Source organism: Pseudomonas sp. M30-35 (genome assembly GCF_002163625.1).
Classification (GTDB): domain Bacteria; phylum Pseudomonadota; class Gammaproteobacteria; order Pseudomonadales; family Pseudomonadaceae; genus Aquipseudomonas.
In genome coordinates this window covers 919,420-934,689 of record NZ_CP020892.1, presented here as the reverse complement: position 1 = coordinate 934,689, position 15,270 = coordinate 919,420, and the positions used below count along the sequence as shown (strand labels likewise).

The 15,270-nt window shown below is 55.2% G+C and carries 14 protein-coding genes; 5 read left to right on the top strand and 9 right to left on the bottom strand.

All coding sequences use genetic code 11. The features are described 5' to 3' along the window. Nucleotides 1-29: 29 nt before the first annotated feature. Complete coding sequence (locus B9K09_RS04355; protein ID WP_087515677.1) at nt 30-3,179, bottom strand: efflux RND transporter permease subunit; 3,150 nt, start codon at nt 3,177-3,179, stop codon at nt 30-32. Nucleotides 3,180-3,190: 11 nt separating this feature from the next. Continuing rightward, entirely contained in the window at nt 3,191-4,336 is a 1,146-nt protein-coding gene (locus B9K09_RS04350; protein WP_157699324.1) for an efflux RND transporter periplasmic adaptor subunit, read from the bottom strand. A 142-nt stretch (nt 4,337-4,478) separates the two neighbouring features. Between B9K09_RS04350 and B9K09_RS04345 the strand changes: the two genes are divergently transcribed. Then, complete coding sequence (locus tag B9K09_RS04345) at nt 4,479-5,102, top strand: TetR family transcriptional regulator (protein WP_087515676.1); 624 nt, start codon at nt 4,479-4,481, stop codon at nt 5,100-5,102. A gap of 102 nt (nt 5,103-5,204) precedes the next feature. On the opposite strand, the gene B9K09_RS04340 is transcribed toward B9K09_RS04345, so the two are convergent. Then, complete coding sequence (locus B9K09_RS04340; RefSeq protein WP_087515675.1) at nt 5,205-5,768, bottom strand: Rrf2 family transcriptional regulator; 564 nt, start codon at nt 5,766-5,768, stop codon at nt 5,205-5,207. Nucleotides 5,769-6,058: 290 nt separating this feature from the next. On the opposite strand from B9K09_RS04340, the gene B9K09_RS04335 reads away from it, so the two are divergent. Continuing rightward, nucleotides 6,059-7,264, top strand: coding sequence for an NAD(P)/FAD-dependent oxidoreductase (locus tag B9K09_RS04335; RefSeq protein ID WP_087515674.1), 1,206 nt, complete (start codon nt 6,059-6,061; stop codon nt 7,262-7,264). A 102-nt stretch (nt 7,265-7,366) separates the two neighbouring features. Here the strand turns inward: B9K09_RS04335 and B9K09_RS04330 are convergent, their stop codons facing one another. Continuing rightward, entirely contained in the window at nt 7,367-7,564 is a 198-nt protein-coding gene (locus B9K09_RS04330; RefSeq protein ID WP_087515673.1) for a heavy-metal-associated domain-containing protein, read from the bottom strand. A 162-nt stretch (nt 7,565-7,726) separates the two neighbouring features. Here B9K09_RS04330 and B9K09_RS04325 point away from each other — a divergent pair, with 162 nt between their 5' ends. The 3 genes from B9K09_RS04325 to cueR all read left to right on the top strand — a co-directional run bounded on the left by B9K09_RS04325 (nt 7,727) and on the right by cueR (nt 11,058). Continuing rightward, the gene (locus tag B9K09_RS04325; RefSeq protein WP_087515672.1) at nt 7,727-8,119 is read left to right on the top strand and encodes a hypothetical protein; all 393 of its coding nucleotides are present in this window, start codon (nt 7,727-7,729) and stop codon (nt 8,117-8,119) included. Nucleotides 8,120-8,206: 87 nt separating this feature from the next. Continuing rightward, nucleotides 8,207-10,582 carry a heavy metal translocating P-type ATPase gene (locus B9K09_RS04320; RefSeq protein WP_087515671.1) on the top strand — a complete coding sequence of 792 codons (2,376 nt, stop codon included), beginning with the start codon at nt 8,207-8,209 and terminating at the stop codon, nt 10,580-10,582. A 68-nt stretch (nt 10,583-10,650) separates the two neighbouring features. Beyond that, nucleotides 10,651-11,058 (top strand): Cu(I)-responsive transcriptional regulator, encoded by a 408-nt coding sequence (gene cueR, locus B9K09_RS04315; RefSeq protein ID WP_087515670.1) that lies wholly within the window; start codon nt 10,651-10,653, stop codon nt 11,056-11,058. A gap of 93 nt (nt 11,059-11,151) precedes the next feature. Here cueR and B9K09_RS04310 read toward each other — a convergent pair whose 3' ends face one another. The 5 genes from B9K09_RS04310 to B9K09_RS04290 are packed head-to-tail and all read right to left on the bottom strand — an operon-like array spanning nt 11,152 to nt 15,243. Continuing rightward, nucleotides 11,152-11,607 (bottom strand): GNAT family N-acetyltransferase, encoded by a 456-nt coding sequence (locus B9K09_RS04310; protein ID WP_087515669.1) that lies wholly within the window; start codon nt 11,605-11,607, stop codon nt 11,152-11,154. Then, a complete protein-coding gene (locus B9K09_RS04305; RefSeq protein ID WP_087515668.1) occupies nt 11,604-12,203 on the bottom strand; it encodes an HAD family hydrolase in 600 nt (199 codons plus the stop codon). The genes B9K09_RS04310 and B9K09_RS04305 overlap by 4 nt, the downstream gene beginning before the upstream one ends. Further along, complete coding sequence (gene tesB / locus B9K09_RS04300) at nt 12,200-13,069, bottom strand: acyl-CoA thioesterase II (RefSeq protein ID WP_087515667.1); 870 nt, start codon at nt 13,067-13,069, stop codon at nt 12,200-12,202. The genes B9K09_RS04305 and tesB overlap by 4 nt, the downstream gene beginning before the upstream one ends. Then, complete coding sequence (locus B9K09_RS04295) at nt 13,062-14,684, bottom strand: SagB/ThcOx family dehydrogenase (RefSeq protein ID WP_087515666.1); 1,623 nt, start codon at nt 14,682-14,684, stop codon at nt 13,062-13,064. Before B9K09_RS04295 ends, tesB begins: the two co-directional genes overlap by 8 nt. Next, complete coding sequence (locus tag B9K09_RS04290; protein WP_087515665.1) at nt 14,677-15,243, bottom strand: GNAT family N-acetyltransferase; 567 nt, start codon at nt 15,241-15,243, stop codon at nt 14,677-14,679. Before B9K09_RS04290 ends, B9K09_RS04295 begins: the two co-directional genes overlap by 8 nt. Between the last annotated feature and the right edge of the window lie 27 nt (nt 15,244-15,270).

Sequence of the window (15,270 nt, the reverse complement as noted above, 5' to 3'; positions counted from 1 at the left end):
GCGAATGGCGGCGTTGTTTTACCGCAGACTTATACCGAGTCGCTATGCGCTGGCAGGTCCTTTTCGCCTTTTTTGCCTTTTCCGCTGAGCTTTTCGGCAAGCGATTCAACCAGCATAAAGAACATTGGAATCAGGAAAGTCGCCAGCAGTGTTGCCGCCAACATACCGCCGATTACCCCGGTACCAATCGAGTGGCGACTTGCGGAACCCGCGCCACTGCTGATAGCCAACGGTACAACACCGAGGATGAACGCCAACGAGGTCATCACAATTGGGCGGAAACGCAAGCGCGCAGCCTCCAATGCAGCCTCGAGAATACCCATGCCGTCCCGGCGCAACATCACCGCGAACTCAACAATCAGAATCGCGTTCTTCGCCGCCAGACCAATCAGGGTAATCAGGCCGACCTGGAAGTACACGTCGTTCTCAATACCGCGCAACCAAACCGCGAGAATCGCGCCAAATACCGCAAACGGTACAGCAGTAACGACCGCTAGTGGCAAGGTCCAGCGCTCATATTGGGCAGCCAGGATCAGGAACACCATGATCAAGCCGAAGACAAACGCCAAACTACCCGAGCCTTGAGTGGCCAGCTCCTGGTATGCAGAACCCGTCCAACCAATGCTGTAATCGCTACCCAGCACTTGGTCTGCAACTTCCTGGATTGCTTGCAACGACTGACCCGAACTATAGCCTGGAGCCGGCCCACCGAGAATCTTCGCTGATGGGTACACGTTGAAGCGGGCGTAGGTATCTGGCCCAAGAATACGTTCAACCTTAACCAGCGATGCCAGTGATACCAAGTCCCCTGAAGCCGAGCGCACATAAACCTGAGACAGGTCTGATGGCTTACGCCGGAACTCCGGTTCTGACTGCAAGCTTACTTGCCAAGTACGGCCATACAAGCTGAAGTCATTGACGTAGTAACTGCCAAAGGTCGATTGCATCGCTGTGAATACATCACTGATCGTAACCCCAAGCGAGCGCGCTTTGGTACGGTCAAGATCGATGTAGTACTGCGGTACATCGGCGTTAAACGTGGTTTGCAGACCCGCTAACTCTGGGCGTTTAGCCGCAGCGGCAAGGAACTCTTGAACCTTGGTCGAGAGTTGCGCAGTCGTGCCGCCACTACGGTCTTGAATGTAGCCCTCAAAACCACCGGTGGTACTCATACCGGTAATCGGCGGTGGGTTGAAGGTCAGCACCACACCGTCTTTCTGCGAGGCGCCCATGGCCATAAACTCATGGGTCAGGTTGCGCGCATCAAGCTCTGGGGTGGTGCGCTCGCTCCAGTCCTTTAATGGAATAAAGGACACACCGGCGTTACTACGTGTACCAAAGGTCAAAACGTCGAAACCAGCAAAAGTCACCACGTCTTCAACCGCGGGGTGCTTCATTAACTGCTGGGTTACATCGCCAGTAAGTTTCTCGGTACGGGTCAACGATGCTGCTGGCGGCAAGAAGTAGGCGTTAATCACATAGCCTTGGTCTTCGTCCGGTACCAACGAGCTTGGTACGCGCCCGAACAACATCACCATCAGTACGATCATGCCGCCAAACAGGAGCAAACCGATAGCCGAACGCTTGAGGAAGAAACGCACACCAGCGGTATAACCCTTGGTGAATTTATCAAAGCCCCGGTTAAACCAACGGAACGGCGCAGCAGGTTCCTGATGACCTGGTTTGAGTAGCAAGGCGCAAAGCGCCGGGCTCAAGGTCAGGGCAACGATGCCCGAGATCACCACAGACACGGCAATGGTTACCGCAAACTGTTTATACATCTCCCCTGCAAGGCCTCCGAGGAAGCCAACTGGCACGAACACCGCACACAGCACCAGAACGATGGCGACGATAGGTCCCGTCACCTCCTCCATGGCTTTGATGGTAGCTTCTTTCGGGCCAATCTTGTCGGTGGCCATGACCCGCTCGACGTTCTCAAGCACCACAATGGCATCGTCCACCACGATACCGATTGCCAGCACCAAGCCGAACAATGTCAACAGGTTGATGGAAAAGCCCAAGGCATACATACCGGCAAAGGTACCGATCAGCGAGACCGGAATCGCCAGTACCGGAATCAACGTTGCACGCCAGTTTTGCAGGAAGAGGAACACCACCAGGATAACCAGTACCAAGGCTTCGAAAAAGGTATGGATTACCTCTTCAATCGATACCTTTACGAACTTGGTGGTGTCGTACGGGATCTTATAAGCCATGCCGTCCGGGAAGTTCTTCGACACACGATCCATGGTCGACTGAACCGCTTCAGCTGTATCCAGCGCATTTGCGCCTGGTTGTAGGTACACACCAAAGGCGGCGTTTTGCTGGCCATTGAGCGACGTCATCAGGGAATAATCCTGAGCCCCCAACTCAACCCGTGCGACGTCTTTCAAGCGCAAACTTGCACCTGTCGCATCAGAGCGAAGAATGACGTTTTCGAACTCTTTAGGATCGGAAAAACGCCCTTGCGTGGTAACGGTATAGGTGAAGTCTTGCTCTTTCTTCAGAGGCTGCTGGCCGAAGCTACCGGCAGCAAACTGCGAGTTCTGCTCACGAATTGCGTTAACTACATCAGTCGGCGTCAGATTGAACTGGGCCAGCTTGTCCGGCCGCAGCCAGATACGCATCGAGTAGTCTTTGGAACCGAACTGAGACACATCGCCAACGCCCGGCAGACGCTTGAGTTCATCAATTACGTTGATCAACGCATAGTTACTGATAAACACCGGGTCACGTGAGTCATCCGGTGAAAACAGGGTCACCACCTGAAGAATGTCTGAAGACTTCTTCTCCACATTCACGCCCTGACGGCGAACCTCTTCGGGTAACTTAGCCAGTGCGGCCTGTACCCGGTTGTTCACGTCGATGGTGGCTTGGTCTGGGTCTCTGCCTACTTCAAAATAGACTGACAAACTCATGGTGTTACCACCGGAGTTCGACTGCTGGTAAATCATCCCTTCAACGCCATTGATCTCTTGTTCGAGCGGCGCGGCTACTGTTTCAGCAATAACCTGCGCGCTCGCCCCAGAGTACGTTGCGGTCACCGAGACCTGCGGCGGGAGAATTTGTGGGTACTGAGCAATTGGCAACGAGCGCATGGCCATAAGGCCAGCGAGCACTATCACCACCGAGATAACCGTTGCGAAAACCGGTCGTTCAATAAAGAAACGAGAAATCAACTAGATGCTCCTCACGATTTCTTGTCGGCGTCGGCAACTTCCGACTCGACCTTAACAGGAGTATCCGGGCGAACCTTGGTCAGACCTTCAACAATGACTTTATCGCCCTCACTGACGCCAGACTTAATCACCCAGCGACCTTTTGAGGTACGACCGACGGCGACCTGGCGAACACGAGCAACACCTTTGTCATCAACCACATAAACGAAGGTGCCCTTAGGCCCTTGCGCAACAGCACGTTCAGCGACGGTCAGTGCTTTTGGTAACGAGATGCCTTTGATCTGTACACGAACGAACTGCCCCGGCAGCAGAGTTTGCTTCGGGTTTGGCACCACAGCGCGGGTACTAACAGTGCCGGTACCGCGATCAATCAAGCTGTCGGTAAAGTTGACCTTGCCTTCTAACGGATAGGTTGAGCCGTCACCGTAGGTAATGCCGACACGAACTTCGTCGCCATCAAGTACCAAAGAGCCATCAGCCAAGCCGTTGCGCACGCTTTCAACGTCACTGTCTGGTGCAGCGAAGTTAACGTAAATCGGGTCCATCTGAGTAATTTTGGTCAGCAAGCTGGCATTCGGGTCCCCGGCGACCATCAAGCTACCTTCAGACACCGTTTCCTTGCTGGTGATACCTGAGATCGGCGCTGTGACGGTCGTGTAATCGAAGTCAATCTGTTTGGACTGCACTTCGGCTTTAGCAGCCTGGATGTTGGCTTTGCTTTGTTCGAAATTGGAGACTGCGTTGTCCAGTTCACTTTCACTGGCGAAACCTTTCTTCTGCAGCTCACGGATACGCCGAAGGTCACGCTCAGTCTGACGATAGCGCGCCTGTTCTTGGGCCAATGCACCTTTAGCACGGGCCAGCGCCGCCTGATAAGTACGCGAGTCGATGCGAAACATCAACTGACCTTGTTTAACACTGCTACCTTCCAGGTAAGTACGCTCCTGCAGTATGCCACTGACCTGGGCACGCACTTCGATTTCACGAAAACCAGCGGTCCGTGCAGGGTACTCAAGCTCCAACGGTAGCGGTGCGACTTTGACTGTTTCGACCGAAACTTCAGGTGCAGGTGGCGCATCTTCAGCATGCAGCTGTGCGTTTAACGTGCAAAAAGCCAGAAGTCCCAGTGCAGCCGGGAAAGATCGTGCAAAAACCATAGGTGTCTCCGAGACAGCACAGCGTGCAAACAAAGGCGAGAATGCTAATTACATACAGGTGTGTTTGTAAATAGCACTATACAGGTAATCTATCTACAATCATTTCCGTATCTACAGCCTAGCCATAAATAATTAATCTGACATGCGCCGAACGAAAGAAGAAGCTGAAAAAACCCGGGCCTCCATTCTCATGGCAGCCGAAACATTGTTCTTGGAACATGGCGTAGCCCGAACCAGCTTAGAACATATTGCCAGACACGCCGGGGTAACCCGAGGCGCGGTGTACTGGCACTTCGAGAATAAAGCACATTTGTTTCATGAAATGCTCAACCAAGTCCGCTTACCCATTGAGCAACTAACCGAGCAGCTCTGCAAAGGCTTTGAAAACAACCCAAAACTGGCCCTTCGCGACCTTTGCATTGAGGTCATGCTGGACCTGGCGGTTAACCCACAGAAGCAGCGTATCTTTACGATTCTGTTGCACCGCTGCGAATTAACTGAAGAACTGCAGGAAGCGATGGATCGCCACACTGAATTCATCAATCAGTTTATTGCTTTGTGTGAGCAATATTTCAGCCAACTGCCAATTTCAGAGCATTTGCAACCCGGTATCACCCCGCGGCTTGCAGCGAGAACACTCAACGCACTGATTGTCGGCCTGTTAAGTGACTGGCTTCGCGATCCTGAGCTGTTCGATCCTGAGCAAGATATCAGGCCAATTTTCGTTGCATTGTTTAACGGTTTGCTCAAGCACACCGATGCATAACCGGGCGTCGCACACACCAAGCCAAAGCATGTCAGCAACTTAAAGGGGCACGCGACTGCTTGGAAGCACCATTATTAATCGCGCAGTGAGAACACCTGTTGCTCAGCTAATTTGCTTGTGCGCGATTGCCTTATCCGGCTGTGCTTCATTAGTTGCAGGCTTAGCCTCACGGCGCCGAGTCATCCACTGGCCAATTTGGCTGGAGAACTCTTCAGGCACAGCACGTCCGACACGGAGTGCCATATCGAGGATTGTCTGTTGCGACAACGCCTCCTCCATGCGTTTCTGCGCAGTCAGCATGACGCCATGAACGGTGCAGGTGCCAGCCTGCGCCCAAGTCGGCGGCGAGCCTTCAAACAATGCGCAACGACTACGAATTTCGCGGCAATCAAAAATGTCCTTGCGCCCATCAATCGCGGTCACGATATCCAGCACATTGATTTCAGCAGCTGGACGCGCCAGCTTGAAACCGCCTTTTACACCCTCGGTCGACGCAACCAGTCCAGCCTTGGCCAACCTGGTAAAGACCTTGGCCAAGTACTCTTGCGGCACGCCTTGTAGCTCGGCCAGATCACGCACACTGGCTTCGCGAGAGTTGCCATGTTCATCCACTAAAAACAGCAGGCAATGAATCCCGTACTCAACGCCCGCGCTGTAAAAAGACATCACCATCTCCGACTAACTTAGTCGCAAATTTAACAAATAGCCGCCACAGCAACAAGCGAGGTGACCATACCGCATATCAACGCTGCACCAGCGCAATGCCTTTTCCTGGGCGAATCAGACCAACAGCATTAAAAATACTTGCCGAATTAAACTACGACCAATATAGTCGTAGTTGTTTTGAGCGCTTAGCCATTCAATTTATCAGCGCTCAGCGCAGGCTCAACGGAGGGGTTAAAAGCCACTCCAGACCCAGTGTTTTTTTAATCGTATCTACCCTTTTGGAGCGACCCATGAAACAGCATATTTTGATTCTCGGCGCCGGTTTTTCGGGCATGTGGAGTGCACTGAGCGCAGCGCGTTTGCTGGATAAAAACAATCGCAGCGATATCTCGGTCAGCGTACTTGCGCCTCAAGCAGAGTTGCGTGTGCGTCCACGCTTCTACGAGCCCGAAGTGCACACGATGAAAGCCGCGCTGGATGAACTATTTGCAGCGGTTGGCGTGAACTTTATCAAAGGCTCAGCGCAGACCATCGACACCACGAATAAGCGCATCAGCTACAACGACAACCAAGGACAGCCAAACCACGTGACATATGACCGGTTGATCTTGGCGACTGGCAGCAGCGTTGCAAGGCCTGCACTACCGGGGGTTAACCAGTTCGCCTTCGATGTTGACCAGATCGAACAAGCTGCGAAGCTGGAGTCGCACATCAAGGCATTGGCAAATCAGCCTGACTCAGCGGCGCGCAATACAGTCGTTGTCGCGGGCGGTGGGTTTACCGGGATTGAAACCGCAACTGAAATGCCTGAACGGCTGCGCGCAGCCTTGGGTAATGATGCAAAGATCAGAGTGGTCATTGTTGATCGAGGCCAGCAGATTGGCGCCGCACTGGGTGAAAACATCAGCCCGATAATTGCCCAGGCAACCTCAGAACTAGGTGTTGAGTGGCGGCTAGGTACGGCGGTTACAGGTATCGACGCAGACGGCGTCACCCTGTCTGACGGGCAACGTATCGAGGCAAAAACCGTGGTCTGGACCGTTGGTGTTCGCGCCAGCTCATTGACCGAACAAATCGCTGGCGAACGTGACAACCATGGCCGCTTGCATGTCGACGCTAACCTCAAGGTGATGGGTCAAGCGGATATCTTTGCCACTGGCGATGTGGCGTATGCCGCTACGGATGATCAAGGCAATTACGCGTTGATGACCTGCCAGCACGCAATTGCACTGGGTCGCAGTTCAGGTAATAACGCGGCTGCCAGCTTGCTGGATGTCGCACCGATTCCTTACAGCCAGGAGAAATACGTCACCTGCCTGGATCTCGGTCAGTGGGGCGCGGTGTATACCGAAGGTTGGGATCGTCAGGTCAAGCTGGTTAAGGATGAAGGCAAACAGCTTAAAACCCAGATCAACACCCAATGGATTTACCCTCCGGTGGCTGATCGCGCAATCGCGCTGGCTGCGGCAGACCCATTGATTCCAGTGGTTGCCTGAGGACAGCTGCTGAGCGGCTGAACAAACTGCGCGTCATCCACCCTAAAGCCGTCAGGGTGGGTGACGCTTTTCATCGACTAACAGTGACTGCGCAGAGCAAGGCTACTGTGCTTGTGCGGTATAGCCTGCTTTTTTGATCAGGGCACTCAATTGCGCGGTATCCAATGAACTGCTCACACACACTTCAGCGCTTGCCAGATCAACTTGCACTTGCGCCTGCATATCAACGGCTTTAATCACGTTGGTGATGGCCTTTATGCAGTGCCCACAACTCATACCATCGACTTTGAATATTTGCATTTTCAATCTCCAAACATTACGGATATAGGGCATTGGCTACCCTGTCGAGCGCAGTATCAAGCTTGCCGCACTGGGAAGGTCAAGCGCTGGCAGCTATGCTGTTTGGCAACGACCTGCAGCGCCGTGATGCCCTGCGTTGGTCCTGATTTTGCGGGGATAAACATGCGTCAATTAGTAATATCTGTGATTTGCAGTGCCATCGCCGCCAGCTGTTTAAGTGGCACAGCACAGGCTGCCGACTACAGCCGCGCTGAAGGCTATGCGGTTTTGATTATTTCTCGCGAACGCCTGCAAGTGTCGACCCAATGTGAGATTGGCCTGTATTTGCAAGACGAGCTGACAGCGCGTCTGGATCAAGGACAGTCGGCTTCATTTAATCTGCCGCCGGGAGAGATTACGGTCCGCTTGGCCACTGTCGGCACCAAAACCTGCCAGCCAGGTATTAACCAACTGGACGGTCAACGCTTGTCGCTTAAAGCCGGCGAAATCAGCCGTTATCGGATTAGCCAAACCAGTGCGGGCTATAAACTGATTCGTGCCCCGGCGGTCAATTAACGCTGCGTGAAATAAAGTCACCCAAACACTTGACCTTACCAAGATGGCAAGGTTGATCATGTTGGTGAACTTCAAGGAGATCGCCACATGTCCGCCACCCAAACATTCAACCTGCCAATCGGCGGAATGACCTGCGCCAGTTGTGCCGGACGCGTCGAGCGCGCCTTGCGTCAACTGCCTGAGGTCAGCAATGTCAGCGTTAACCTTGCCAGCGAACAGGCACGTATCGACGCCCCGGCAGACAGTCTGCTCAAACTGCTCGACACCATTGAAGCCGCAGGTTACGAAGTACCCAGCGAACGTATCGAACTGGCTATTCAGGGCATGACCTGTGCCAGTTGCGTCGGCCGTATTGAGCGGGCATTAGCCAAGCACCCGGGGGTACTCGAAGTCAGCGTGAACCTGGCAACCGAGCACGCGCAACTCAAGGTTGCACGAGGCACTGACCGCAACCTATTACTCAGCGCAGTCAGTAAGGCGGGCTACAGCGCGACATTATTGACTGAACAGACAGCAGAACTGGGCGGCGCCGAGAAAAACCTACAGCGCGAACGCTGGTTATTGATTATCGCCTTGGTACTGGCTGCACCGCTGGTTTTACCGATGTTGCTGGCTCCATTTGGCGTGCATTGGATGCTCCCGGCCTGGGCACAATTTGTCATCGCTACACCGGTGCAGTTCATCCTTGGCGCACGCTTCTATCGAGCCGCCTGGAAAGCGCTGCGAGCAGGTGCTGGGAACATGGACCAACTGGTTGCCATCGGCACCAGCGCCGGTTATGGCTTGAGCGTTTACCAGTGGCTGATCACTCCAGCCGGACAAATGCCGCACCTGTATTTCGAAGCCTCAGTGGTGATTATTGCGCTGATCATGCTCGGCAAATACATGGAGAGCCGCGCCAAACGGCAAACCAGCAGTGCCATTCGTGCTCTGCAAGCACTGCGTCCCGATCAAGCACTGCGCTTGAAAGACGGCGAGGAACAACTTGTTGCCCTCAACTTATTAGTGCTCGGCGATCAGGTCGTGGTCAAACCGGGCGAACGGTTCCCGGTAGACGGCAAGGTGCTTGAAGGTCAAAGCCATGCCGATGAAGCGCTGATCAGTGGCGAAAGTGTGCCGCAGGCCAAACAACCGGGCGACTCGATCACCGAAGGCGCAATTAACGGCGAAGGTCGTTTATTGATCGAAACTACGGCACTGGGCACAGAAACGGTCCTGGCGAAAATCATTCGGCTGGTCGAAGACGCGCAAGCCGCCAAAGCACCGATTCAAAAGCTGGTGGATAAAGTCAGCCAGGTGTTTGTGCCCGCTGTTTTGGTCATCGCTCTGATCACCCTGATTGGCTGGCTTATCGCTGGAGTAGGAATCCAGGTAGCGCTGCTCAATGCCGTTGCGGTGCTGGTGATTGCCTGCCCATGTGCACTGGGCTTGGCGACACCTACAGCGATTATGGCGGGCACCGGTGTAGCGGCGCGGCACGGTATTTTGATCAAGGATGCCGAGGCACTTGAGGTCGCGCACAAAGTCAATATTGTTGCCTTCGACAAGACCGGCACACTCACCTCAGGCACACCGCAAGTTGCCCACCTGCAAGCCGTCGACAACGACACTCAAACCTTGCTGCAACTGGCGGGGAGCTTGCAACGCGGGAGCGAACACCCACTGGCCAAAGCAGTGCTGGATGCCTGTTTACAACAAGGCATCAAAACGCAGCCAGTAACCGCAAGCCAAGCCCTGAGCGGTCGCGGCATCGCCGGTATAATAGGTGAGCGCAGCCTGGCCCTAGGCAATCGGCGCATGCTCGATGAGCATGATTTGAGCCCCGGCGACTTGGCTGCCAAGGCCGAAGCCTGGGAAGCAGAAGGACGCACCTTGTCGTGGTTGATCGAGCAAAAGCCGCAGCCACGGGTACTGGGTTTATTCGCCTTCGGTGACACTCTCAAGGAAGGTGCCAAAGAGGCGATCAGCCGCTTGAAGGCACTGGATATCGACACTCACCTGATCAGCGGCGACAACCGCGGCAGCGTCGATAACGTCGCTAATGAACTGGCGATTAACTCAACCCACGCCAATGTATTGCCGGCAGACAAAGCCTCGATCATCAACGCGTTGAAAAAGCAGGGCGTGGTGGCAATGGTCGGCGACGGTATTAACGACGCTCCCGCCCTCGCCTCGGCCAATGTCGGTATCGCCATGGGCGGCGGCACTGACGTTGCGATGCAGGCGGCAGGCATTACGCTTATGCGTGGCGACCCGCGCCTGGTGGCTGCGGCGCTGGACATCAGCAACCGCACCTTTAACAAGATCCGGCAGAACCTGTTTTGGGCTTTTGCCTACAACATGGTCGGCATTCCGTTAGCGGCGTTTGGTTACCTCAACCCGATGGTTGCTGGCGCGGCGATGGCGCTTTCCAGCGTCAGCGTAGTGGCCAATGCATTATTGTTGAAACGCTGGAGGCCCTGAAAACTGTTGCGCCATGTGGCGACAGATGGCGCAACCAGCAGGGACCAATTGTTTGATGGAGACTTGAAGTGAATATTGGCCAAGCAGCGAAAAAGACCGGGCTTAGCGCGAAGATGATTCGTTATTACGAGTCAATCGACTTGCTGCCAGAGGCTGGGCGTAGCGACAGTGGCTATCGGATTTACAGCTCACAGGACCTGCACCGCCTGACGTTTATCAAACGCTCAAGAGACTTGGGTTTTTCTCTGGCAGAGGCCGCCAAGCTCCTGACCTTGTGGCAAGACCGTGACCGCGCCAGCGCTGATGTGAAGAAGCTGGCTGGCGAGCATATTGAGGAGCTCAATCGCAAAATCGTTGAGCTGACGGGCCTGCGCAACACACTGCAAGAGCTGAGCGATCACTGCCACGGCGATCAACGACCAGACTGCCCAATCATCAAGGCGCTGGAGCCGAGCACAAACGGGGGCCATCCGTAGAAAGGCAGCGCGAAGCTTGTCCAGCAACTCCTGATCATTTGCATAGATATCCACAACCACCAATGGTGGGCGGAAAAGCGTCGCCCACCCCAGTCAGGGATCAAGCGCCTTGGTCATGACGATTATTTTTTCGGCGCCCTCGTACACTTCACGAATCGTTGCGTAGCCCAGACGCTTATAAAAGCCTTCGGCGGTAATCGAGGACGGTACACTCAATTTGCGAATCGAGCGCTGCAGCGCCAGCGTTTCTATTTGCGCCATCAGCGCCAAACCCGCGCCATGGCCTTGATACTCCGGCAAGACAAAAACCGAGCGCACGGTCATCCCGTCCAGGCTGGCAGTGGCGATGACCACGCCAGCGTCCAGGGCGACATAGGTGTCTCGCGTCGACATGCGCTCTGCGATTTGTTCAGCAGAAAAATGCTCAGGTAACGACTCGATTAGTTCAGCGGGGTAATCCTTGGCATTGGTTTGCTTGATCGCAGTGATGATTACCCAGCTGATCACTGACGCCTCGTCCAGCTGAGCCTTGCGTATCAGCAACGTCATGCCTGGCCAGTAAGTTGCTTGAGCAGAGCATTGCAATCCACGGCAAAGTGATCAACCAGCTCGGGCCAAGGGTTGCTCGGCAAGTTAACCAACACACTGTAAGCGCCAGCCGCACGGGCGCATTGCAGGTCGAAGCGGTAATCACCGACCATCACCAACTGCGTTGACGCAACCTTCCAGCGCTGCGCCAAACGCAGCAAACCATCCGGGTCTGGCTTGGGCAGCGCTTCACCACGGCCGATCACATCAGGTGCCGCAAAGTAGTCGCCAACCCCAATCGCCTGCAAGGTCAGCAGCGCCAGTTCATGGGCATTGCGGGTCAGGATACCCAGTTGATAACCACGCTCAGACAACTCACGCAGCAGCTCGACCGCGCCGGGTGCAGGCCGCGCATTAAGCGCTAATTCGCGCTCGTGCTCGAGTAGCCACGCATGCTTGGCCTTGGCTTCGGCGATCGGTAACGCGGCAAGATGATGCAAAATATCTTGCTCAAGCGGAATATCCAGCTCACGCTTGATCGCCTCGAAGTCATGCACAGCCAGCGTCAGCGTGCCGTCCATGTCGAACACCCAGTGCTGCGCTGTGTGCAGGCTCATTTCCAGTCTTCACGCAGACGTATCAAACCTTCCTGAGCAACCGAGGCAACCAGCTTGCCCTGCCGGTTGAACACGCTGCCGCGGGCGAAACCACGGGCGTTACCCGCCCACGGGCTGTCCATTGCATAAAGCAACCAGTCGTCCATGCGCAGATTGCAGTGAAACCACAAGGAATGATCTAGGCTGGCCACCTGCATGAACTTTTGCCACACCGAAATACCATGCGGCAGCATCGAGGTGGTCAACAGATTGAAGTCCGAGGCATAGCCAAGAATGTACTTATGCAGCGCCGGGCTCTCTGGCAACGTACCATCAGCCTTGAACCAGACATACTTAACCGGCTCAGTAACTTCCGGGTTGAACGGATTGCCGACGGTAACCGGGCGAATATCGATTGGCTTGTCACTCAGCGCTCGCTCACGCATCCGCTCGGGCAGCAAGTGCGCCACTTGCTGCGCCAGTTCAGTCTCCGACGCCAACTCTTCTGGGCCTGGAATATCCGGCATTTCGATCTGATGACTAAAGCCTGACTCGTCCGCCTGAAATGAGGCGCTGCAGGTGAAGATTGGCTGGCCCTTTTGAATCGCCATGACGCGGCGCGTGCTAAAGCTGCCGCCATCACGCACGCGATCGACCTGATAGACAATCGGCAAGGTTGGATCACCCGGGCGCAGGAAATAGCCGTGCATCGAATGCACATGCCGCTCATCATCCATGGTCTGGCTCGCCGCAGAGATGCACTGACCGAGTACTTGGCCACCAAACAACTGACGAAATCCCAGATCCTGGCTCACACCGCGAAACAGGTTTTCTTCAATGGTTTCGAGGCTCAGCAACGCCACCAAATCATCAAGAACTTTACTCATCGAACCGCTCCTTACCGCTTGCTGCGGCTGGTAATCGTAGCGTTGGATAGGCGGGTAGCGCAGTTAAACGCTCATCCCAAACAGCCTTACCCAAGGTGAAATGGTAGAGACTTTGCCAGCGGGTGTCGGCCAAGCCCAGTAATTCATGCACAGCATCGTCGAAATAACAGCCGATACCCGTCGCAGATAGCCCTGCAGCCTCTGCCTCTAAATACAATACCTGGCCTATCTGACCGCATTCCCAATACAAGCGCGGATAGCGCCACTGGCCTGCCGCCAGCGCAGTATCAAAACGCGCGAGCATAGCCATGGCCACACAACCATCGCTGGCGATATCTTGCGAGCAGGATAAAAACTCAGCCAGCTCACGGGCATCACCTTCCAGCAAGCGATACAGCGGCAGCTGATTATCCACGCGCTGCCAGCTAAAATCTCCACGTAAGCCAGTTTCAACCTCGCCGGTCACGCGTGCTAACCAGTAGAGCCCCGGTTGCAAGCCCTGCACCCGATGAACAAAGATTAATAAATCGACCTGAGCGGGCTCACCCATCGTGGCGAACGGCACGGGCGAGTTGTGCGGCATAAGACGACGCAACCAGGCCAACAGTAACTCAACATGGATACCGGTTTTGCCATCCATGGATTGAGCGCTGCGCCTGCGGTGCAAAATCGGACGCAGCGGCAATCCCGGATTATCTGCGTGCATGCGCCCCTCCCCGGCTTGCCAGTCAGCGGCCGGCAATGCTGGTGCACGGCACAGCGCCTGTACGCGCGGCAACTCCGGCCAGTTGCGGTATTGGCGCGACAAACGATTCGGCGTTCCAGCCAGTTCGAGCGCAGACAAGCCGTGCAGCAAGGTTGCAGGTAGCGGGAATTCAGCGGTTACCGCTGGGCCAACCCACAACAGGCAATCTGCGTGCTCCGCTTCGGCAAAACCGTGGCGGTCCAACCCCAGCACTGCATCGAGTTGTTCCTCTGCAACGGCATGCAGCATGCGTACTTGCCAGCCCTGCACATTTGCCGCTATCGCCAGCGCCGCCAATGCGTGGCCAAGGTCATGATTGCAGTAACGGTAAGCGCGCTCGCCGTACTTCCATGCCTCGCGCCAGGCAATACTGCTCAAACCCAATAGAAACCCACCCGCAGGCAATGCACAGTGAAACTGTTCAGCAAGCGCTGCAGGCAACTCGCTGCGTACCTCCAATGCGTGCGCATCCGGCGCGTAATGCACGAGCAAGGCAGACGACTCAAGCGTGCCTGCCGGAATCAGCGCATAGGCCTCGGTCGGGTGTAAATTGCCGGACGATGGATTAACCCGCAACGCCCAGCGCGTGGCGCCCGCCTGCTTCCACGCGGACACCGCCAGGCTGTCATAAAACAGCTGCGAGATACTTGCCAGATTAAGCTCGGCAGGTGGCTGTGCCGACTCACTGAAGGCGCTGTCATACGCAGGTGACTCCTCATATGGGCGATGCCACAACTCAATCAGTCGCGCACGGTTGTAGCGGCGAAACGGCGCGGGCTGCGTGGCCCATTCCAACTGACCGGGGCCAGGTGCAAAGTGACCGGGTTGGTGCTTACTGAGCTGGTGATAAGCCCTGACGAGATCACTCATGGGTTTGCTGCCACTGTTCACGCGTAAGCCGATAAAGCACATGCTGACGCAACGGATGCTCGACCGGTAGACGCGGATGCTCAAAGTCAGCAAGCGGATCGCGCTGCATATGCAAACGCCGCATCAATGCTTGCGATGCAGTGTTTGCCGGTACGGTAAACGCGACGATCTGTTCAAGCTCTAGTTCAGTGAAACCATGGCGCAGTACCGCCTGTGCCGCCTCCAGTGCATAACCTTGACGCCAGTGATTCGAATCCAGTCGCCAGCCGACTTCAACTGCCGGGGTAAATGCCGCTGCAAAGTTGACATGCTGCAAACCGACAACACCTATCAATCCCGGTTGAGCCGCGCGTTCAACCACCCACTGGCCAAAGCTATAATCGGCAAAGTGCTGGATAATTCGCTGCGCCAGCGCATCACTTTCTTCGCCGCTCATGCACGCTGGAAAGTGGCGCATGACCTCTGGGTTGGCATTCATTGCCGCGAACGCAGGCAGATCATTCTCGCGCCACGGACGCAGGATTAATCGTTGTGTTTGCAGCTCTCTCAGCTCGCTCATTGCTACTCCACTTGAGTCGTCATGCTC

Bases quoted from the DNA above. Each gene is read 5' to 3' on its own strand.
- B9K09_RS04350 (WP_157699324.1), bottom strand. From the start codon at position 4,336: ATGGTTTTTGCACGATCTTTCCCGGCTGCACTGGGACTTCTGGCTTTT.
- B9K09_RS04345 (WP_087515676.1), top strand. From the start codon at position 4,479: ATGCGCCGAACGAAAGAAGAAGCTGAAAAAACCCGGGCCTCCATTCTC.
- B9K09_RS04340 (WP_087515675.1), bottom strand. From the start codon at position 5,768: ATGTCTTTTTACAGCGCGGGCGTTGAGTACGGGATTCATTGCCTGCTG.
- B9K09_RS04335 (WP_087515674.1), top strand. From the start codon at position 6,059: ATGAAACAGCATATTTTGATTCTCGGCGCCGGTTTTTCGGGCATGTGG.
- B9K09_RS04330 (WP_087515673.1), bottom strand. From the start codon at position 7,564: ATGCAAATATTCAAAGTCGATGGTATGAGTTGTGGGCACTGCATAAAG.
- B9K09_RS04325 (WP_087515672.1), top strand. From the start codon at position 7,727: ATGCGTCAATTAGTAATATCTGTGATTTGCAGTGCCATCGCCGCCAGC.
- B9K09_RS04320 (WP_087515671.1), top strand. From the start codon at position 8,207: ATGTCCGCCACCCAAACATTCAACCTGCCAATCGGCGGAATGACCTGC.
- B9K09_RS04310 (WP_087515669.1), bottom strand. From the start codon at position 11,607: ATGACGTTGCTGATACGCAAGGCTCAGCTGGACGAGGCGTCAGTGATC.
- B9K09_RS04305 (WP_087515668.1), bottom strand. From the start codon at position 12,203: ATGAGCCTGCACACAGCGCAGCACTGGGTGTTCGACATGGACGGCACG.
- tesB (WP_087515667.1), bottom strand. From the start codon at position 13,069: ATGAGTAAAGTTCTTGATGATTTGGTGGCGTTGCTGAGCCTCGAAACC.
- B9K09_RS04295 (WP_087515666.1), bottom strand. From the start codon at position 14,684: ATGAGTGATCTCGTCAGGGCTTATCACCAGCTCAGTAAGCACCAACCC.
- B9K09_RS04290 (WP_087515665.1), bottom strand. From the start codon at position 15,243: ATGAGCGAGCTGAGAGAGCTGCAAACACAACGATTAATCCTGCGTCCG.